The sequence below is a fragment of the Sphingomonas cremea genome, assembly GCF_021502585.1.
Taxonomy (GTDB): Bacteria; Pseudomonadota; Alphaproteobacteria; order Sphingomonadales; family Sphingomonadaceae; genus Sphingomicrobium; species Sphingomicrobium cremea.
Window position 1 is genome coordinate 421840 of sequence record NZ_JAKFGM010000003.1, and the last position, 19248, is coordinate 441087.

Below are 19248 nucleotides of genomic sequence, written 5' to 3' on the forward strand. Positions count from 1 at the left end.
CCATGGTATCAGGCCGCGGTTTCCCTGCTCGCCGGGGGCCAGTCCGGCTCGGGCTTACGTCCGGTCCGCCACAAGGAATAGCCGACGCCGGCTGCAAGGATCGCGAAGGTAACAGCAAGCGAAATGGCTGGCGGGATCTTGGCGAGCCCCAGCGCATCGGCGATGAAAATCTTGGAACCGATGAACACCAGCAGCACCGCCAGCGCATATTTGAGATAGTGGAATCGGTGCACCATCGCCGCCAGAGCAAAATATAGCGCGCGCAGCCCAAGTACCGCGAAGATGTTCGAGGTGTAGACGATGAACGGGTCGGTCGTGATGGCAAAGATCGCCGGAACGCTGTCGACCGCGAACACCACGTCGACCACCTCGACCATTGCCAGCGAAAGGAAGAGCGGCGTCATGAACCACGCCGCCTTGCCCGTCCTGTCCGGAACCTGCCGCACCCAGAAGCGATTGCCGTGGAACCGGTCGGTCACATTGAACCGCCGCCTCACCCATTTCAGCACCGGCGATGAGCCGACATCATATTCCTTGTCGGCGAACACCCACATCTTGATGCCGGTGGCGATCAGGAAGGCCGCGAAGATATAGAGCACCCAGCCGAACTGGCTGACGATGGTCGCGCCCAGCCCGATCATGATCGCCCGAAGCACGATGACGCCAAGGATGCCCCAGAACAGCACGCGGTGCTGAAATTCGCGCGGCACTGCAAAGTAGGTGAAGATCATGGCGATGACGAACACATTGTCCATCGCCAGGCTCTTCTCGATCACGAAGCCGGTGACATAGTTCATGCCCGCCGTGGGGCCCATGTACCACCAGACCCAACCGCCGAAGGCGAGGCCGAGAGCGATGTAAAAAGCCGACATCAGCAAGCTTTCGCGCGCCCCGATCTCTCGCTGCTTGCGATGCAGCACGCCAAGGTCGAGCACGAGCAGCGCGGCAACGATCCCAAGGAATCCGAGCCACATCCACAGCGGCTTGCCGAGCCAGTCAAAGAACAGGAAATCCATCATGAGTCCCTTTGTGTTGGCGCTCCGAATGGAGAGCGTTCCCGTCCGACATCACGGCCGCTTGAGCGACCGCCAGAGGGGCCCGGATGGGCTTGGGTGAAGGCGCCGCCGCCGCATCGGGCAGCGGCGCCGCTGGTTCAATCGAAGAGCTCCTCCAGGAAGCTCTTGCGCCGCTTGTGGCGGCGGTAGGGTTGCGGATGGCCATAGCGGTCACCATCGTCCCATCGCGGCTGCGTATCCGCCGGGCCAGGCGGAACAGGCCCCGCCGACGTCGCCGTCAGGTTGCGCTCGATGATCTTGTCGAGCTCGCCCCGGTCCAGCCACACGCCGCGGCAGCTCGGGCAATAATCGATTTCGATCCCCTGCCGCTCGCTCATGGTCAATATTGTGGTGCAGCTAGGGCATTGCATGGCGAACCCTCCTGGCCGATCGGAAAGTGAAGCGATGGATGAGGTCCTTGACCCTTAGCTTCAGCTTCTTGAGCCGCATCACCCGGAACGGGTCCCGTCCAGCGCGGCGCTGCTCCAATTCCAACAGCCGGTCGATTCGCTGGTGCTTCTCGATCAGCCGGTACAAACGCGGATGCATCTTCAATCTCCTCTAGTTCAAACCGAAGTTCGATCGGAGACCCGGAAGCTGATTGTGGAGGGGGTTGGGAACCGCCCGCCGAACGCACCGGATCATCCGATGCGGTCCGACATCACGAGTGCCTGGTGGCACCCGCCAGAGGGGCCCGGTCCGCAGCCCGTAAATGCGAGATATTTGATCCGATTTCAAGTGGGCGATGTTTTGAACTTGCAGCCGGGGTCTCCGAATGTTCGTGACTCCGCTGCCACAGCGCCCTCTGAGGGCAGCTAAATTTTCACTTCGGATTAATTTTGATCTTGCGTCCCAACCCAGTTTGACCACAATATCTGGTTTGAGCGTTGGGGGGCATCTCAATCTATTGTGGTTGGGACGGAAGATGATTATCTTCCGTAGGCGCCCGCTTGTGCCCTGTGGATATCGGGGAACGGGCCACGAAAAACCCCCGCGGCGCTTGAATTTAGGCTAGGCTTGGCGCCATGGCACCGAGTCGAACAGAAACAGAACAAGCCGTCGCAGAACGGCCAGTAGCACGGGGAAAAGAGATGGATTTTGCAACCTCGAGCGACGTCAACGCCGACGATGTCTCGGTCACCGAGACCAAGCGGACCAGCAAGACGATCGACAATCGCGCGTTCGACGTGAAAACCGACTCGGACCGCGACGCGCTCCTCACCGAATTCGGCAAGGAGACGCTACGCGATCGCTACCTGCTTCCCGGCGAAAGCTACCAGGATTTGTTCGCCCGCGTCGCCTCGGCCTACGCCGACGACCAGGACCATGCCCAGCGCGTCTATGACTATATCTCCAAGCTGTGGTTCATGCCCGCCACCCCCGTCCTGTCGAACGGTGGCACCGGCCGCGGCCTTCCGATCAGCTGCTATCTGAACAGCGTCGACGACAGCCTGGACGGCATCGTCGGCACCTGGAACGAGAATGTATGGCTGGCGTCCAAGGGCGGCGGCATCGGCACCTATTGGGGCAGTGTCCGCGGCATTGGCGAGCCGGTCGGCCTCAACGGCAAGACCAGCGGGATCATCCCCTTCGTCCGGGTGATGGACAGCCTGACGCTGGCGATCAGCCAGGGCTCGCTCCGCCGCGGTTCGGCCGCCTGCTACCTCGACGTTTCGCATCCGGAGATCGAGGAGTTCCTGGAGATCCGCAAACCCTCCGGCGACTTCAACCGCAAGGCCTTGAACCTGCACCATGGCGTGCTCGTCACCGACGAGTTCATGGAAGCGGTACGGGCCGGGGACGAGTTCATCCTGCGCAGCCCCAAGGACGGGTCGGAGCGCGGCAAGGTCGACGCCCGCTCGCTGTTCCAGAAGCTGGTCGAGACCCGCCTTACGACCGGCGAGCCCTACATCATCTTCATCGACCAGGTGAACCGGTCGATGCCCAAGCATCACCGCGACCTCGGCCTCAAGGTTTCGACGTCCAATCTGTGCAGCGAGATCACGCTTCCGACTGGCCGCGACCATCTGGGCGCGGAGCGGACCGCGGTCTGCTGCCTGTCGTCGCTCAGCCTTGAAACCTGGGACGAATGGAACGGCGACAAGCAGTTCATCGAGGACGTCATGCGCTTCCTCGACAATGTGCTGAGCGATTACATCGCCCGCGCCCCTGACGAGATGGCCCGCGCCAAATATAGTGCGGAGCGCGAGCGTTCGGTCGGCCTTGGCGTGATGGGCTTCCACAGCTTCCTCCAGGCGCGCGGACTGCCGTTCGAAGGCGCCATGGCCAAGTCGTGGAATCTGCGCATCTTCAAGCATATCCGCGCGCAGGTCGACGAAGCCTCGATGATGCTGGCGCAGGAACGCGGCCCCTGCCCCGACGCGGCCGACATGGGCGTGATGGAGCGGTTCAGCTGCAAGATGGCGATCGCGCCGACCGCGTCGATCTCGATCATTGCCGGCGGCACCTCGGCCTGCATCGAGCCGATCCCGGCCAACATCTATACCCACAAGACGCTGTCGGGCAGCTTCTCGATCAAGAACCCGTACCTGGAGAAGCTCCTCACCGAAAAGTCGAAGAACAGCGAGACGGTGTGGTCGTCGATCCTGGAGCGCGGCGGATCGGTCCAGCACCTCGATTTCCTGACCCAGGAAGAGAAGGACGTCTACAAGACCTCGTTCGAGATCGACCAGCGCTGGCTGCTGGAGCTTGCCGCCGACCGCACCCCGTTCATCGACCAGGCGCAGAGCCTGAACCTGTTCATCCCGGCCGATTGCGACAAGTGGGACCTGATGATGCTCCACTTCCGCGCGTGGGAGCTGGGCATCAAGTCGCTCTACTACCTCCGTTCGAAGTCGGTGCAGCGCGCCGGTTTCGCCGGCGGGGTCGAGGCCGACAACACGCCGGAGCTGCGCGAGATCCAGGTCGGGCCGACCACCGATTATGACGAGTGCCTCGCATGCCAATGATCCCCCGGATCATAGGCAGCCCTCGGCATGGCATGTCAGTGGCGCAGGATCGCTGAAGCCATGTACCTGGCCCATCCCCTCACCCTTGGCGCCGGAGTGGTCTTCATCGTCGCGGCGGTGATCCTCTATCGCCGCCGCGGGCGGGAGGATCATGACCATGGCAGCCAGGGCGCGGTGATCATGCTGATCATCGGCGCGATCCTGGCGATCCACGGGCTCGGCCTGCTCGCCTATCATCCGATGAGGCTCGACTGATGAGCGGGGCCAACATCCTGTTCGTCGCGATCGGCGCGGTGTCGCTGCTGGTCGGGCTTGCCGTGCTGGTCGCCGCGCTCCGCCAGGGCCGCGAGAGCCCGAAGGGCGTGGCGATGCTGATCGCCGGGATGATGGCCACCGCCTTCGGCCTGCTGATGGCCGGTTTCGCGATCGCCTATGCGACCGCCGACCCGCTCGATCTCAACGCGGAGGCTGCCCAATGAAGCGCGCGCTTATCGTCATTGCCATGGCCGTTGCCCTTGCCGGATGCCTGGCGATGGAATCGCCGACCGCGGTGCAGCCGTCCGCCCCGGGCTTCTGGTTCGGCGTTTGGCACGGCTTCATCTTCCCGGTGACGTTCATCTTTTCGGTCTTCACCGACGATGTCGCGGTCTACGCCGTTCCCAACAACGGCACCTGGTACGATTTCGGATATTTCATCGGCATCTGCTTTTTGGGCGTCGGCGCCCGCAGTGCAAAAAGAAGGTAGTTTGTTATGCCCCTCCTCGAAGCCCGTAAGCAGTACAAACCCTTCGAATACCCCTGGGCGTTCGAATATTGGAAGCGCCAGCAGCAGATCCACTGGATGCCCGAGGAAGTGCCTTTGGGTGAGGATTGCCGCGACTGGGCGCAAAAGCTGTCGGATCATGAGCGCAACCTGCTGACGCAGATCTTCCGCTTCTTCACCCAGGCCGATGTCGAGGTGCAGGACTGCTACCACGAAAAATACGGCCGGGTGTTCAAGCCGACCGAGATCAAGATGATGCTCGCCGCCTTTTCGAACATGGAGACGGTGCACATCGCCGCCTACAGCCATCTGCTCGACACCATCGGCATGCCCGAAAGCGAATATGGCATGTTCCTTCAGTATAAGGAGATGAAGGACAAGCACGATTATTTGGCGACCTTCGGCGTCGACACCGACGAGGACATCGCCAAAACGCTGGCCATGTTCGGCGGCTTCACCGAGGGGCTGCAGCTGTTCGCCAGCTTCGCCATGCTGATGAACTTCCCGCGCTTCAACAAGATGAAGGGCATGGGGCAGATCGTCAGCTGGAGCGTGCGCGACGAGAGCCTGCATTGCGAAGGCATCACCCGCCTGTTCCACGCCTTCGTCAAGGAACGCGACTGCCTGACCAAGTCGGTCAAGGAAGACATCCTGGATGTCTGCCAGAAGACGGTGCGGCTGGAGGATGCGTTCATCGACCTGGCGTTCGAACATGGCCCGGTCGAGGGCATGACCCCCAATTCGATCAAGAAGTACATCCGCTACATCGCCGATTGGCGGCTTGGGCAGCTGGGCTTCAAGCCGATCTACATGGTCGACGAGCACCCGCTGCCCTGGCTCGCGCCGATGCTGAACGGCGTCGAGCACGCCAACTTCTTCGAAACCCGCGCGACCGAATATTCCAAGGCCGCGACCCGCGGCAATTGGGGCGAGGTGTGGGACAATTTCGACCGGCGGCAGAAGGCAAAGGCCGCGAACGATACGCCGAGCGGCGAGGGTGACGGGGAGGATATGTTCTCTAGGGCTGGGGTTGCTGCTGAATGATCATTCGGCGTCCACTTGCGGGCTGGGGCGGAGCGGACTTCAAGGCTCCAGCGACCTTGAGGGTCGATGGAATCTCCGCACAGGGGGCAGCAAAATAACCTTGCTTGGCTGGCTAAACCTCGCGACCGTTTCGGGCGCAATTACGATCGTTGCATTCATTGCGGAGTGCTTGAAGGCATTCCCACGGTATGCAGAATTTCGACGTGGATTTTTGTTGGTAAGCTTCGGCGTTTTCGTTGGATCGATTATCACTGCGACCAGCGGCCTTCAAATCGTATTGTCGCCAGATGGATCGCCGTTGGCTTTGTTGATGGCGCTTTGTATTGGCCTCGGCCTCGTATTCCTGTTTCTCGGCGTGATGGCGGAGATGAGGAATCGCAAAAACGAATTTTACGCGCTGTCGGCCTTCAGTGTGGGCGGCTTCCTACTCTTCATGTTTATTTATGGAATGTCACAGGCCGGAGGCAACACGATGACCTTGGGCGAGCTTACGTTCAGGGAGAAAGTGTGGCTTGGTGAGCAAGCGTTATCCAAAGGAGATGATGAACGGGCAATTGAAATGCTGGAAGATGCAGCGCGAGATCTAACTACCGGCGACCCTCGTGAAGTTGCACTTGCTCAGAAAATACAGGTGGCGAAGAAGCGGCAACTTCAGAGGGACATGGAGATCGTACGTTAAGGCCACACTTGACCTAAATTTGCAATTCAACAGGATAGCAAGCGCCGAATCAAATTGACCTGTCAGCAGCCGTTTTGAGTGACGGCGGAGTGTAAATATGGCCTTTAATACAGTGAATCTCGACGCGATGATCATGCGGTCAGACTTCGCAAATGATGATTCCAAGGCGGCAACCCAAACGTCAGATAATTTCGAAAAAATTGCGCTCAAGGACCTGGTTGGGGACGGGGCCTGGCTCCCAAAACTCTTACGAAAGCCAGATTTCCAGCGCGAGACTACGCAGTGGAAGCCGCTGCAAATTGCGATGCTCGTCGAGAGCTTCCTGAACGGCGAGCTCATTCCCGCCGTGATTCTGTGGAAGTCCGACACACACGTCTTTGTAATTGATGGAGGTCACCGGCTCAGCGCCCTTTTGGCGTGGGCCCAGGACGACTACGGGGACGGACCTCGTTCACTGACCTTCTTTAAGGGTGAAATCCCCCAAGCCCAGCGGAGTTTGGCGAGGAAAACTAGAACTGAACTGATCTTACGTGCAGGAACCTTCCAGCATTTTCAGGCAAAGCTAAATGCAAAGGAAGATGACGAAGCGCCCGACCCGAGAATAATGAATTTTGCGACCCGTGGCTTACAAGTCCAATGGATTGTCGGAGATGCCGATAAGGCCGAATCTTCGTTCTTCAAGATCAATACGCAGGGGTCAGTACTGGATCCAGTCGAGTCGAGAATTCTGAAGAATCGCCGCAAGGCGCCTGCGATCGCTGCTCGATCAGTCGTGCGCGCGGCGACCGGACACAAATACTGGTCAAAGTTCCGTGACGATATTCAAGATCAGATTTCAGTGAAGGCGAAGGAAATACATAAATCGCTGTTTTCTCCTGAAGTCACGTCGCCTATAAAGACGATTGATCTTCCATTAGGTGGAACCACTTCCGTTACGGACGCTTTGGATCTCTTAATTACACTTGCCCAGCTTGCTGATCGAGAGGCTCGGCCAATTGAAGATTTTCAAGACGATGAAACCGGTGAGCGGACGATTGAGGTTTTGCAGGAACTTGAGCAGGTTGTAGCCAGAATGATTGGCAATAAGCCAAAGAGCTTGGGCCTCCATCCGTTCGTCTATTTTTATACTGCGAAAGGTCGTCACTATCCTCCGCTGATGTTGGCAATGTTCGGCCTACTTTCGAGCAAACTGAGGAACAATGACAAAAATTGGTTTAAAGCTTTCACGGATCGTCGGCAAACTGTCGAAAGGCTTTTGATAGAGCATAAAGGCATTATTACGCTTTTGATTTCAGCCCTGGGTAGCAAGGTACGCGTCGATGGCGGGGTCAAAATATTAAACTACATAATTGAAACGGCTGGTTCTGAAGAGACGGAGATTACGCCAAACGCATTTGCTGAAATTCTTGGCCTTGAGAGCCGACTTTATACCATTCAGTCGAAGCCTGGCGCGGATTTCTCTGACGATGCGAAGAGTTCTGCTTTCCTTCGCGAAGCGTTCAAGCAGGCATTAACGTGCCCACTATGTGGCGGCTATTTGGACCCCACTAAATCAGCCTCATATGACCACGTTCAGAGGAAGAAGGATGGTGGTACGGGCGAGGAAAAGAATTGCCAAATCACACATCCTTATTGCAACAGCCTGAAGGGTTAGCGGGCATCAGCGCATCATTTCCGCAATACCTTTTCCGTCTCTTTCCCCTCGATTGAAGCCGTCCCGGAGCAAATCCGTGACGTCGAACGCCTCTCACTTCGCTCGGGCGCCGGCCGATATTCGCCGTCTCTTCGCGCTGCCTCCCGAAAGCTTCGCATTCGCTCACCTGCGCTCTGCGGCTCAAACTTGCACGGTATATTGCCGGGGGGAGTGGTCGGTGTAGCTGCTGACCGCCAGAATGATGACGAAGATGGCGAGCGTGAAGGCAAGGACGCCGACGACCACATTCCATTGGTCCCGCTCGTCCGGATCGAGGACGATCTTCTCCTTCACCACCGGCGGCGGATCGCAGCGGATTTTTGATACGCGCACTTCGGGCGTCGCCAGGTTGACGGACTTCTTTCCGGTTGAGAGCGGACGGGCCATGCATCGGTAATTACAACGAAGCGGTTATCATCGGGTTAGCAATCGAGCCGCCGAGCGTAACGTAAGCGGAGCGAAGCGAGCGTCGTTACGTCGAGAGACGGCGAGATCCGGCCGACACCCGAGCCCGGACTTGATTCGGGGGAGAGGTGATCGACGTCACGGATTTACTCCGTGACGACCTCGCTCCCCGTCAGCTCAGCATTTGGCCGATGCTGAGACCTGCAAAGAACGCCGCAAGCGTGAGTGCGATCAACGCGATGCTGCGCCAGTTGGGCGGGCCGGAACGTGTCGCGATGATGGCTGAAGCCGCTTTGGCGGGGGTTGCGATGGCAACCGGCGGGTTCGATTTCTGCATCCTCCTCAAGCGGCGAGCCCGGAGGCGCTCTTTTTCGTCGCGGGGACGATCGCCTAGCTGTTTGTTGCAGCCCGGGTGACACAAGACCAAATTCTCGAGGGCATCGGTTCCGTCGAGCGACTTGGGTTGCAGATGCTCAATTGTCGGCTTCTGAGTTTTGCGAGCGCCGGATGTAAAATCCATTGGCTTGAAACACCACCAACAGTCGTCGGTACCAAGCCGAGCGCGAATTTGTTCGCGTTTTTGAGGTCCCATCGCACCCATTGGGTGGCGGATACGAACAATTTGCTGACATGCGGTAAATGTCGGCCAGGACGCGGGGAAGAGGCTAGAACAACGCCGACCGCACTAACTCGCCACCCACCGCCCCTTCGGCGCCACAAAGCTGTCGATCCGCCGTTCCGGCCGCTCGTGCCAGCCGATGTTGACCGCCCAATAGGTCGGGTAAAAACACAGGGTCGAATAGAGCAGGTGATCGTGGATCCAGCGGGCCAGTATCTGCCAGTCGCCCGGCCCGTGATGCCGGTCGTAAAAGGCCGGTACGACGACGCAGGCCACCGCGCCCATATGGCCGTTGCGGTCGCGCATGTCCCAGATGTGGCCGGCCGCGCTGGTCTCGTTGATGGCGCAATTATAGCCCGCCTTGCCCAGGCGCATCATCTTGTTGCCCAGCGCATTCACTTCCCGGCTGCGATAGGCGGATCGGATCGCGATCCGCCCCCAATGATCCTGCAGCGGCTCCAGCAACTCCTCGCACAGCCGCGTTCCCGCCGCGATCGCCAGGTCGGGATCGTCGGGCACGTTCAATAGCCCATGAACCTGCGCAATCTCCGAATAGAGCATGTCGCGCATGAAGAAGCTCTTCGACAACCGCACCCGCCCAAGCTGGGTCAGCGTCTGCACGGATTTCGGTGGTTTCATGGGAGGCCCCTCTTCGTCATTGCGAGCGTAACGAAGCAATCCAGCCCCGCAATGTCCAATGGCCTAAGTCGGAGGTCGGTGTTAACCGTAACGCCGCCGAATCGATCTTGATGCAGGAGCTTCGTCTATGCGTCAGTTCACGCTCGGCCTGCTGTGCAGCGCCACCTTATTCGCCACCGCCTGCAATTCTAATCCTGGGGCTAACCCGAAGCCTCCGTCTGGCGCGATGACTGTCGATCCGCAGAAGATCGTGAGCGACGCCGGAAATATCCGCACACTTCACGCAACTTTCGAGATTCGCGCGGCAAAGCCAAACGAGCCATTCGAGGCACCAGCGACAATCGGAGGCGCCTGCCTGCTTGCGAAGATTCCGGTTGAAGGCAAGTCGTGCACCAAACAGGAAGAATGCAATATCGCGGTACCTGGACAGCCTGAGGAATGGTACGGCTACTGCCTCGACACTGACCAGCTACCTGCCACGCAAGGTGGGACTTGCTGGATCAAGCCTTCCGACAGTCAATATTGCCTCAAAGGGGTCGGGGCAGGCAGCCATTCGACCCCGGTGACGGATACATCCGCCGTCTATGATTATGTTGCCGAAAAATCGCCGAATTGGAGCAAGCCCATCGAGTGGGTGCTGTTGGGCTGCCTCAACGGGGTGTTTACCCAACCGCCGCCACCTTGCGCTGCTGGCATTCAACCTTCGATCTATCGCGCGAGCAAGGTGCGCCCAGTGCCGTGATAAAAGCAACTTAGCCACTTCACGCTTCGGCATTCGTTGGATCGTCATATCAGCACCACGGCCGTCGTCCGCCCGCATACCATCGCGCCAACCCCTCGCCGACCAGCGTGTCGCCGACGGAATCGCCGTCGACCTTCACGATCCTTAACTTGCGGCCATAGCGGTCCTCGTCGCGGTCGATCGGGGCCAGCGTCACCGTTCCCTTATTGACCAGCTGACGCAGCCGGTCGGTCGCGCGGTCTCCCAGCGCCTTTTCGCTGGCGCAGCGCGGCTCGTGCGTTTCGGGCGCGTCGATGTCCGCCACCCGGATCTTCACGCCCTCAACGTAGAGCGTGTCGCCATCGACCACGCAATTATAGCCGCCGCCGACGTGGCAGGAGCCGAAGCGCGCCCTGACGCCGCTGGCGCCGCCGAGAAGCGCCTGCACTTCCTCCCCGCCTGAAGCGCCAACCCCGCCAAGCCAGCTCGGCCCCACGCCGGCAATCAGGCCGACCAGGATCGCACCCAGCCAGATACCCGAATAGCGCCACCAACCCGTGCTGGTCCGCTGATAATCCTGTGCCTTGGTCCAGCGTCGTCCGCCATCGACGACGCGGAATTTGTTACGCCCCCGCATTGATTTAGTTTAATCAATTTCGGCAAGAAGCGCACCACTTTACGTCCGGCGGTCGAATTTTCTGTCCTACACGTCCCCGGCGCGTCATGATCTTCGGCGACGTGGCATTCGAACCGGAATCCTGCCTTCCCCAAACCAACGGCAATCTTTCCCGAAGCCCGAAATCCATGGGGGACGTAGTGTCTGTTTTGTCTGCTTCGGGCGCAATGCGTGGGGGTGACCATGACTGACGAACAGGCGATCGGCGCCGTTATCGATGAGATGTACGACATGATTTCCGGCCCGGCGGGGCCGCGGGACTGGGGCCGTCACGCCAACTGCTTCCTGCCCGAAGCGCGGCTGGTACGGACCTTCGTCGACGATCAAGGGCGGCCGGGGATGCTGGCGATGGGGCCGGACGAATATGCCGCCAACGTCACGCCCTTCTTCGCCGCTAACGACTTTTACGAAGTGGAGACCGGCCGCCGTATCGACCGGTTCGGCAACATGGCCCACGTCTGGAGCAACTACGAAGCGCGCACCGCCCCCGACGACGCCACCCCCGAGCGCCGCGGAATCAACTCCATCCAACTCTTCCGCCACCCCGACCTGGGGTGGCGGATAGTGTCGATGATCTGGGATAATCACCGCGACTAGACCGTCCGGGGGACGGTTTAGTCCCGGTGATCGGGAGTAGCTGTCCGGGGGACAGCGTTAGTCCCGATGATGAGAGGCTAGACCGTCCGGGGGACGCGGCTTTGGCGCCCCAGACTGTAAACCCTGCCGACATCAGCGATTCTCCCAATTGAACGACTGCCCCGGTCCTGCGTTCATGCCGCGTCCGAAACGGACAATTTTAGGAGTAGGCGACATGCGAAATCTGTTGCTTGCCACGGCGGCCATACTTGCCGCCGCCGCGGTTCCGGCCTTCCCGGCCCAGGCGCAAAGCTCGGCCAGCGCAGCCTTCGTCGGCGTTCCCAGTGGCAATGGCGGCACCGGTGTGCGCGTTCATCGCGGCTTTGGCGGCCATGGCGATCGCGGCCGTCACGGGCGGTTCGACGACGGCGGAGCGATCGGCACCTGGTACGAGGGCGGCGAATGGGCCCTGTACAACAACCGGACGTGGGAGGCCGACAGCTACAACGACTGGTGGCACGATCGCCCCGACCGCGCCTTCCCGCGCTGGGTCATGACCAACACCAATTGCGAGAGGATGTGGTCGTCCGGCAGCGGCTGGCGCTGCTAGCGCGGTACGCTTGATCAAACGCCGCGCTAGTCTCGGCCGCTGCGCCTTGCTACGCTCCGTTCCGATTGCGTGAGGGGAGAATAGCAATGCCCGACGTCGCCGCCGCCAAGGCTCGCCTTGAAGTCCAGCTCGCCGAGCTTGAAGCGCGCCAGGCGCGCATCGCGGAAGACCTTGCCGAGCCGCTCAATGCCGACAGCGGCGAGCAGGCGGTCGAGATGGAGGATGACGCCTCGCTGGAAGGCCAGGGCGCGCTGGTTGCGAAGGAAATCGCCTCGGTAAAGCGCGCGCTTGGGCGGATCGTGGACGGCACCTATGGCGAATGCGTCCGCTGTGGCGAGGACATCGCCCCGGCCCGGCTCGAGGCCCGCCCCGAAGCAGCGCTGTGCATCGACTGCGCCCGCGCCGCGGAGTGATCAATCGCCCAGCTGGGTAATCACGAACGCATAAGCCTCCGCCACTTCGAACAGCGAGTTCCAGCGGCCCGACTTGCCGCCATGACCCGCGCCCATGTTGATCTTCAGCAGCAGCAGATTGTCGTCGGTCTTGGTGGCGCGGAGCTTGGCCGCCCATTTGGCCGGCTCCCAATAAGTCACCCGCGGGTCGGTAAGGCCGCCGGTGATCAACATCGCCGGATAGGCCTTGGCCTCGACATTGTCGTAGGGGCTGTAGCTCCTGATCAGGTGGAATGCGTCGGGATCGGTGATCGGGTTGCCCCATTCCGTCCACTCGCCGGGGGTCAGCGGAAGCGTATCGTCGAGCATAGTGTTCAAGACATCGACAAACGGAACGTCGGCAACCACCGCCCCGAACAGTTCCGGCGCCTGGTTGACCACCGCGCCCATCAATTCGCCGCCGGCCGATCCGCCTTGCGCAGCGACCCGCCCGGCCTTCGCATAACCCTCTGCGATCAGGCCTCGGGTCACGTCGACGAAATCGTTGAAGCTGTTGGTCCGCTGCTTCAGCTTGCCGTCGAGGAACCATTGGTAGCCAAGGTCGTCGCCGCCGCGGATGTGGGCGATGGCAAAGGCGAAGCCGCGATCGACCAGGCTGAGGCGGCTGGTCGAGAAGCTGGGCGGGACTGCATAGCCGTAGGCACCGTAGCCATAGACGAACAGCTTGCCCGATCCGTCCTTGGCGAACTCCTTGCGGCGGAGGACCGATACCGGGATCCGCTTGCCGTCCCGGGCGGGAATCATCAGCCGTTCGGTGACATATTGGCTGGAATCATAGCCTGACGGGATTTCCTGGACCTTGCGGACCTCCAACCGCTGTTCCGCCGGATGATAGTCGTAAGTCGTCTGCGGCGTGACCATCGACGAATAGGCCAGGCGGTAGCTGTCGGGGGCATATTCGGGATTGCCGGAGAAGCTGGCGCTGTAGCTCGCCTCGGCGAAGGGAACGCGCTCTTCCCTGCCGCTGGGGTAGTCGCGCAAGATGAGCTGATCGAGGCCGTCGACCCGGCTGCCGATCAAGAGGTGGTCGCGGTGGCTGGTTAGGCCGCGGAGGTAGGTGCGGTCGCTCCCCGCCACCACCTCGGCCCACTCGCCGGGCTTTGCCGGGTCGGCCGAAGCGATGCGGAAATTGACATGGCTATCGTTGGTCAGGATCCACAGCCTGCCGTGGGCTGCGTCGATCTCATACTGGATATCCGGCCGGCGAGGCTTGACCAGCACCAGCGGCATGGTCGGATCGTCGGCCGGAACGATGCGCACCTCGTTCGATGAGTTGTTGCCGGTCGAGATGAAGATCCGGCTGTCGTCGGTCGAGCGTGCCGCGCCGACCGAGAAGGCAATGTCGTCCTTCTCCTCATAAAGCGTCACCGCCTTCGCCGGATCGTCGCCGATGCGATGATATTGCGCACGGTAGCTGCGCCACTGGTCGTTGACTTCGGTGAAGACCAGGCCCGTCGAATCGCTCGTCCAGACGGGGTTGCCGATGCCAACCCTGGTCACCGTCTCGATATCATTGCCGGTCGCAAGATCGCGGACAACCAGCTTGAACCGTTCCGATCCGTCGTCGTCAGCCAGGGTGGCGAGCAGCTTGCCGTCCGGGCTGACTGCGAAGGCGCCGAGCCGGTAATATTCCTTGCCCTCAGCCTCTGCATTCTCGCTGTAGATCAGCGTCCCTTTGCCTCCAGCCGCAGGCTTGCGGTACCAGTCGCGGTACTGGGTGCCCTTCTTGAATTCCGACCAGTAGAGCCAGTTGCCGTCCTTGATCGGGACCGAGGCGTCGTCTTCCTTGATCCGGCCCTTCATCTCTTCGAACAGTTCGTCGATGAGCTGCTTGTGCGGTCCCATCAATGCTTCGAAATAGGCATTTTCGGCCTTGAGGTAGCCAAGGACCGCCTCATCCTGGACGTCGGGATAGTCTTTATCCCGTAGCCACGCCCAAGGATCGTCAATGCGGATGCCATGGCGTTCGTAGCTATAAGGGCGCTGTTCGGCGGTCGGCGGGGCGGGCAGGTTCGGAGCTTTGTTCATCGTCGCCATCAAGCAATCGGCAGCGGTCGCGTCCAGCGCAAAACGGCGTTAGAGGGGACCGATTCACCCATTCGCTTGAAGAAGGTGCCGTATGTCATCCTATGCCGACCGTCTCGCTGCCCTCCGCCAACAGCTGAAGGAGGACCGTCTCGACGGCTTCGTCGTCCCGCTGACCGACGAGCATATGAGCGAATATGTCGGAAGCTACGCACAGCGGCTTGCGTGGCTGACCGGATTCAAAGGCTCCGCCGGCTCCGCGGTCGTACTGCCGGAACAAGCGGCGATCTTCACCGACGGCCGCTATACGATCCAGGTGCGGCAGCAGGTCAGCCCGACCGAGTGGAGCTACCAGTCCGTCCCCGAAACCAGCATCTCGCAATGGCTGAAGGAACATGCGCCGCAGGGCGCCAAGATCGGTTACGATCCCTGGTTACACACAGCCGATTGGGTGAAGCAGGCCACGGCCCAGCTGGCCGCCAAGGGTGCCGAACTGGTTGCGGTTAAGAGGAACCCGATCGATGCAGTTTGGGCCGACCGGCCTGAACCATCGAAGGCAAGGTTGATCGTCCAGCCCGAGGAACTGACGGGACAATCGTCCGCCGACAAGCGCCATGGCATGGCCGACTGGCTGGCCAAGGAGGGCGCCGATGCGGCGGTGCTGGCTGCGCTCGATTCGATCGCCTGGACGTTCAACGTCCGGGGCGCCGACGTTACCCACACCCCGGTCGCCCTGGCCTATGCAGTAGCCCATAGTGATGGCACCGCCGACTTGTTCGTCGAGGGCGAGAAGGTGGGCGACGACGTCCGCGCGCATCTCGGCAACGGTGTGCGACTGCACGAACGTGATGAGTTTGAGACCTTTCTGCGATCGCTGGCTGGCAAGCTGGTGGCGGTCGACCCCGAGCGCTCGGTCGCGGCGATTTCGCAAGCGCTCGAAGAAGGTGGCGCGCGCATCCTCAGCCGCCGCGATCCGGCCGTGCTGCCCAAGGCGGTAAAGAACAAGGTCGAGATTGCAGGGCACCAGGCAGCACAAGCGCGCGATGGCGCGGCGGTGTCGCGGTTCCTGAAGTGGGTCGAGGAAGAGGCCCCGAACGGCGGGATCGACGAAATGATCGCACAGGATAAGCTTCTCGGATTCCGCGAGGAATTGGGCGGCCTAAAGGACCTCAGCTTCGACACCATTTCGGCCTTCGGGCCCAACGGCGCATTGCCGCACTACAAGGGAACGGCGGAGTCCAACCTGCCCTTCACGACCGGAACGCTCTACCTGGTCGATTCGGGCGGGCAGTACCAGGACGGTACCACCGACATCACCCGCACCGTGCCGATCGGCGAACCGACCGCGGAGATGATCGACCGCTTTACCCGCGTACTGCAGGGCCACATCGCCATTGCCACCGCGTTATTCCCCAAGGGCACGCGAGGTTCGCAACTCGACAGCTTCGCCCGCCGGCCGCTGTGGGAAGCGGGCGTCGACTATGCCCATGGCACCGGCCATGGCGTAGGCGCTTTTCTGGCAGTGCACGAAGGGCCGCAGCGGATCGCGCCGGTCGGCAGTTCGCAGTCGGGCGGCGACGAACCGCTTCAGGCGGGGATGATCATTTCGAACGAGCCCGGTTATTATAAGCCGAACGAATATGGGATCCGGATCGAGAATCTGGTGCTGGTGGTCGAGAAAAATGTCGCGGGCGCCGAGAAGGAGATGCTCGGGTTCGAAACGCTGACCTATGTGCCGATCGAGAAAAAGCTGATCGACGTAGCGATGCTGACCGACCGCGAGCTCGACTGGCTCAACGATTATCATGCAAAGGTGCTGGCCCTGATTGGCCCGCAGCTTTCGTGGGAGGATAAGGCATGGCTGGAAAGGCAATGTGCGGCGCTAAGCCGCTAGGCTGGATCGCGCTCGGCTGGACGCTTGCGGCGCTCTACATTCTCGGGCCGCGTGTTGCGCTCAATCGCGGGCTCGACACGGGCTACTCGTTGGCCGCCTGGGTCGGGTCCTTTTTCGGCTGAGCTTCACGCGATTGCGCCTTCCTCCGCTTGAGGTTTTCGCGCAGCGCCGCGGCGAGCCGCTCTTCCTTGTCCTTGTCGCCCTTGCGCATGCCACATGCGGCTAATATTCCCGCGCCCGCTCGGCAAGCGGGTTGACGGTTGGACGGGGGTCGGCCATAGGCCCGCCCGTCATTCCGACATGCTGCCGTAGCTCAGTGGTAGAGCGCATCCTTGGTAAGGCTGAGGTCGTGAGTTCAATCCTCACCGGCAGCACCATTTCCACGCACAGCCATGCCGGGGGCATGGCGAGCATGGAAATCTGATTTCACCGCCACGACTTCCATTTCCCCACATTGACGAGCCGCCTCGCCCCCGCCATGCGGGCGTCGATGCGCTTCTTCTCCGACAATGCCGCCGCGGCCTGTCCCCAGGTGATGGAGGCGCTCACCAGGGCGAACCGGATCGATACGGCTTATGACGGCGACGAATGGTCGCAGCGGCTCGACGGGGCTTTTTCCGACTTGTTCGGCAAGCAGGTCCGCGCTTTGTGGGTGACGACGGGAACCGCTGCCAACTGCCTCGGCCTCGCCACGCTATGCCCGCCGCATGGCGCGATCCTGTGCCATGAGGTAGCGCATATCGAAGTGGACGAAGCCGGAGCGCCGGGCTTCTTCACCCATGGCGCCAAGCTGACGTTGCTTGCCGGCGAAGGCGCGAAGCTTTCGCCCGATGGGGTCGAGGAAGCATGCGCCCGCGTCCGAGATGACGTCCACCAGGTCCAGCCGTCGGCGCTGTCGATCACCAATGCGACCGAATATGGCCTGAGCTACCGGCCGGACGAGGTCGCCGCGCTGGGCGAGGTAGCCCGGCGGCGTGGGCTCGGCTTCCACATGGACGGGGCTCGCTTCGCCAACGCCATCGCCTTTACCGGCGCCGATCCGGCCGATCTTACATGGCGGGCGGGCGTGAACGTGTTGAGCTTCGGTTTCGTCAAGAATGGCGGGATGAATGCGGAAGCGCTGATCTTCTTCGATCCGGCCGCAGCCGAGGTCGTGCCGCGGCTGAGGAAACGTGCAGGGCATCTCCTGTCGAAAGGCCGCTACCTTGCGGCCCAGATATTGGCGATGCTCGAGAATGACCTGTGGCTCACCAACGCCCGTGCTGCCAACGCCGCCGCGGCGGTGCTGGCCAAGGCGGCCGGTAACCGCCTGATCTACCCGGTCGAGGCCAATGAACTGTTCGTGCGCATGTCTGCCGAAGAGGTCGCGACGCTGTTCGAACAGGGCTTCGACTTTTACGAATGGAGCCCAGACGAAGTTCGACTGGTTACCAGCTGGGACCAGGACATGGACGCGGTCGGCCGGCTCGCGGCGGCGATCGAGGCCGTGTGAAGGACGGCGTTCGGATCGATGCGTCGATCATCGTCCCGTTCATCATCTTCACCGGCGTTTGGGGGTCGACGTGGATCGTCATTCGCGACCAGATCGGCACGGTGCCGCCGCAATGGTCGGTAGCGTACAGGTTCATGATCGCTGCAGTCGCGATGGCATTAGTCGCAAAGTGGAAGGGCCAATCGCTCAAGCTCGACCGCGGGGGGCTAATCGCTGCGCTGGTGCTCGGAGTCACCCAGTTCAGTGTCAATTTCAACAGCGTCTACCTGGCGGAGCGCTACATCACTTCGGGCGTGGTGGCGACGGTGTTTGCGCTGCTGCTGATTCCCAACAGCCTGCTTGCCTGGGCTTTTCTGGGCCAGAAGCCCAACCGCCGTTTCCTCATGGCCGGGCTGGTCGCGATCGCCGGCGTCGCACTCCTGTTTGTACATGAGATCCGTTCCAGCACAGCTGAGCCTCGCGATATTGCCATCGGCCTGGCGTTGACCCTGCTGGGGCTGCTGGGTGCCTCTTCTGCCAATGTCTATCAGGCGGGGAGGGAAGCGAGGCGCCATCCCCTGCTGGCGCTGTTGGCATGGTCAATGGCGATCGGAGCGCTGCTCGATGCCGTGCTTGCCTACACGGTGGCGGGGCCGCCGGTGGTTGAGGGGCGGCTGGGATATTGGGCCGGCATATTCTACCTCGCGCTGTTCGGCTCGGTGCTCTGCTTCGCACTGTATTTCCCGGTGGTTCGGAAGATCGGCCCGGGCAAGGCTGCCTATTCGAGCGTGATGGTGCCGATCATCGCGATGAGCCTGTCGACTGCCTTTGAAGGCTATCGCTGGAGCGCGCTGGCGGTGGCGGGCGGCGTCCTGGCGCTCGGCGGGATGCTCCTTGCGCTCGCCGGGCGGAGGCGGCCGATGCTTGTGACCGCGCCCGACGCCGCCTAAGTCCGAC

23 protein-coding genes and 1 tRNA gene are annotated in these 19248 nt (G+C 61.3%); 15 read left to right on the forward strand and 9 right to left on the reverse strand.

Annotated features, from left to right (window positions below; translation table 11 throughout):
• Positions 1 to 8: 8 nt before the first annotated feature.
• From LVY65_RS12395 to LVY65_RS12405, 3 genes are all read right to left on the reverse strand, one after another.
• Entirely contained in the window at positions 9 to 1016 is a 1008-nt protein-coding gene (locus LVY65_RS12395; RefSeq protein WP_235068562.1) for a TerC family protein, read from the reverse strand.
• Between the two features lie 137 nt (positions 1017 to 1153).
• A complete protein-coding gene (locus LVY65_RS12400; protein WP_408021993.1) occupies positions 1154 to 1426 on the reverse strand; it encodes a TFIIB-type zinc ribbon-containing protein in 273 nt (90 codons plus the stop codon).
• Positions 1413 to 1604 (reverse strand): YdcH family protein, encoded by a 192-nt coding sequence (locus LVY65_RS12405; protein WP_235068564.1) that lies wholly within the window; start codon positions 1602 to 1604, stop codon positions 1413 to 1415. The genes LVY65_RS12400 and LVY65_RS12405 overlap by 14 nt, the downstream gene beginning before the upstream one ends.
• Before the next feature lie 542 nt (positions 1605 to 2146).
• Here LVY65_RS12405 and LVY65_RS12410 point away from each other — a divergent pair.
• The 7 genes from LVY65_RS12410 (at position 2147) to LVY65_RS12440 (ending at position 8164) form a co-directional block, all read left to right on the forward strand.
• Positions 2147 to 4024, forward strand: a complete 1878-nt coding sequence (locus LVY65_RS12410) for a ribonucleoside-diphosphate reductase subunit alpha (protein WP_235068565.1) — start codon at positions 2147 to 2149, stop codon at positions 4022 to 4024.
• Between the two features lie 27 nt (positions 4025 to 4051).
• Positions 4052 to 4279 carry a hypothetical protein gene (locus tag LVY65_RS12415; RefSeq protein WP_235068566.1) on the forward strand — a complete coding sequence of 76 codons (228 nt, stop codon included), beginning with the start codon at positions 4052 to 4054 and terminating at the stop codon, positions 4277 to 4279.
• Entirely contained in the window at positions 4279 to 4503 is a 225-nt protein-coding gene (locus LVY65_RS12420; RefSeq protein ID WP_235068567.1) for a hypothetical protein, read from the forward strand. The genes LVY65_RS12415 and LVY65_RS12420 overlap by 1 nt, the downstream gene beginning before the upstream one ends.
• Positions 4500 to 4769 (forward strand): hypothetical protein, encoded by a 270-nt coding sequence (locus LVY65_RS12425; RefSeq protein ID WP_235068568.1) that lies wholly within the window; start codon positions 4500 to 4502, stop codon positions 4767 to 4769. The genes LVY65_RS12420 and LVY65_RS12425 overlap by 4 nt, the downstream gene beginning before the upstream one ends.
• 6 nt (positions 4770 to 4775) lie before the next feature.
• On the forward strand, positions 4776 to 5831 hold the full coding sequence (locus LVY65_RS12430; protein ID WP_235068569.1) for a ribonucleotide-diphosphate reductase subunit beta: 1056 nt from the start codon (positions 4776 to 4778) through the stop codon (positions 5829 to 5831).
• Between the two features lie 100 nt (positions 5832 to 5931).
• Positions 5932 to 6510, forward strand: coding sequence for a hypothetical protein (locus LVY65_RS12435; RefSeq protein WP_235068570.1), 579 nt, complete (start codon positions 5932 to 5934; stop codon positions 6508 to 6510).
• 97 nt (positions 6511 to 6607) lie between these two features.
• Positions 6608 to 8164, forward strand: a complete 1557-nt coding sequence (locus tag LVY65_RS12440) for an HNH endonuclease family protein (RefSeq protein ID WP_235068571.1) — start codon at positions 6608 to 6610, stop codon at positions 8162 to 8164.
• Positions 8165 to 8344: 180 nt separating this feature from the next.
• Here LVY65_RS12440 and LVY65_RS12445 read toward each other — a convergent pair whose 3' ends face one another.
• From LVY65_RS12445 to LVY65_RS12455, 3 genes are all read right to left on the reverse strand, one after another.
• Positions 8345 to 8590: a hypothetical protein gene (locus LVY65_RS12445; protein WP_235068572.1), complete on the reverse strand. Its 246-nt coding sequence runs from the start codon at positions 8588 to 8590 to the stop codon at positions 8345 to 8347.
• Between the two features lie 190 nt (positions 8591 to 8780).
• Positions 8781 to 9128, reverse strand: a complete 348-nt coding sequence (locus LVY65_RS12450; RefSeq protein WP_235068573.1) for an HNH endonuclease — start codon at positions 9126 to 9128, stop codon at positions 8781 to 8783.
• 165 nt (positions 9129 to 9293) lie between these two features.
• Entirely contained in the window at positions 9294 to 9866 is a 573-nt protein-coding gene (locus LVY65_RS12455; protein ID WP_235068574.1) for a hypothetical protein, read from the reverse strand.
• 127 nt (positions 9867 to 9993) lie between these two features.
• On the opposite strand from LVY65_RS12455, the gene LVY65_RS12460 reads away from it, so the two are divergent.
• On the forward strand, positions 9994 to 10608 hold the full coding sequence (locus tag LVY65_RS12460) for a hypothetical protein (RefSeq protein ID WP_235068575.1): 615 nt from the start codon (positions 9994 to 9996) through the stop codon (positions 10606 to 10608).
• A gap of 49 nt (positions 10609 to 10657) precedes the next feature.
• Here LVY65_RS12460 and LVY65_RS12465 read toward each other — a convergent pair whose 3' ends face one another.
• Entirely contained in the window at positions 10658 to 11224 is a 567-nt protein-coding gene (locus tag LVY65_RS12465; protein WP_235068576.1) for a thermonuclease family protein, read from the reverse strand.
• A gap of 222 nt (positions 11225 to 11446) precedes the next feature.
• Here LVY65_RS12465 and LVY65_RS12470 point away from each other — a divergent pair, with 222 nt between their 5' ends.
• The 3 genes from LVY65_RS12470 to LVY65_RS12480 all read left to right on the forward strand — a co-directional run bounded on the left by LVY65_RS12470 (position 11447) and on the right by LVY65_RS12480 (position 12862).
• Positions 11447 to 11860: a hypothetical protein gene (locus LVY65_RS12470; protein WP_235068577.1), complete on the forward strand. Its 414-nt coding sequence runs from the start codon at positions 11447 to 11449 to the stop codon at positions 11858 to 11860.
• 214 nt (positions 11861 to 12074) lie between these two features.
• The gene (locus LVY65_RS12475; RefSeq protein WP_235068578.1) at positions 12075 to 12449 is read left to right on the forward strand and encodes a hypothetical protein; all 375 of its coding nucleotides are present in this window, start codon (positions 12075 to 12077) and stop codon (positions 12447 to 12449) included.
• 86 nt (positions 12450 to 12535) lie between these two features.
• Entirely contained in the window at positions 12536 to 12862 is a 327-nt protein-coding gene (locus LVY65_RS12480) for a TraR/DksA family transcriptional regulator (protein ID WP_235068579.1), read from the forward strand.
• Here LVY65_RS12480 and LVY65_RS12485 read toward each other — a convergent pair whose 3' ends face one another.
• Positions 12863 to 14929 (reverse strand): S9 family peptidase, encoded by a 2067-nt coding sequence (locus LVY65_RS12485; protein ID WP_235068580.1) that lies wholly within the window; start codon positions 14927 to 14929, stop codon positions 12863 to 12865.
• Positions 14930 to 15020: 91 nt separating this feature from the next.
• On the opposite strand from LVY65_RS12485, the gene LVY65_RS12490 reads away from it, so the two are divergent.
• Complete coding sequence (locus LVY65_RS12490; RefSeq protein WP_235068581.1) at positions 15021 to 16820, forward strand: aminopeptidase P family protein; 1800 nt, start codon at positions 15021 to 15023, stop codon at positions 16818 to 16820.
• A gap of 82 nt (positions 16821 to 16902) precedes the next feature.
• Here the strand turns inward: LVY65_RS12490 and LVY65_RS13285 are convergent, their stop codons facing one another.
• Entirely contained in the window at positions 16903 to 17031 is a 129-nt protein-coding gene (locus LVY65_RS13285) for a hypothetical protein (RefSeq protein ID WP_268828752.1), read from the reverse strand.
• A 91-nt stretch (positions 17032 to 17122) separates the two neighbouring features.
• Here LVY65_RS13285 and LVY65_RS12495 point away from each other — a divergent pair.
• From LVY65_RS12495 to LVY65_RS12505, 3 genes are all read left to right on the forward strand, one after another.
• Positions 17123 to 17197: transfer RNA gene (locus tag LVY65_RS12495), tRNA-Thr, on the forward strand.
• Positions 17198 to 17310: 113 nt separating this feature from the next.
• Positions 17311 to 18312, forward strand: coding sequence for a threonine aldolase family protein (locus LVY65_RS12500; RefSeq protein WP_235068582.1), 1002 nt, complete (start codon positions 17311 to 17313; stop codon positions 18310 to 18312).
• Positions 18309 to 19241, forward strand: coding sequence for a DMT family transporter (locus LVY65_RS12505; protein WP_235068583.1), 933 nt, complete (start codon positions 18309 to 18311; stop codon positions 19239 to 19241). Before LVY65_RS12500 ends, LVY65_RS12505 begins: the two co-directional genes overlap by 4 nt.
• Positions 19242 to 19248 lie beyond the last annotated feature (7 nt).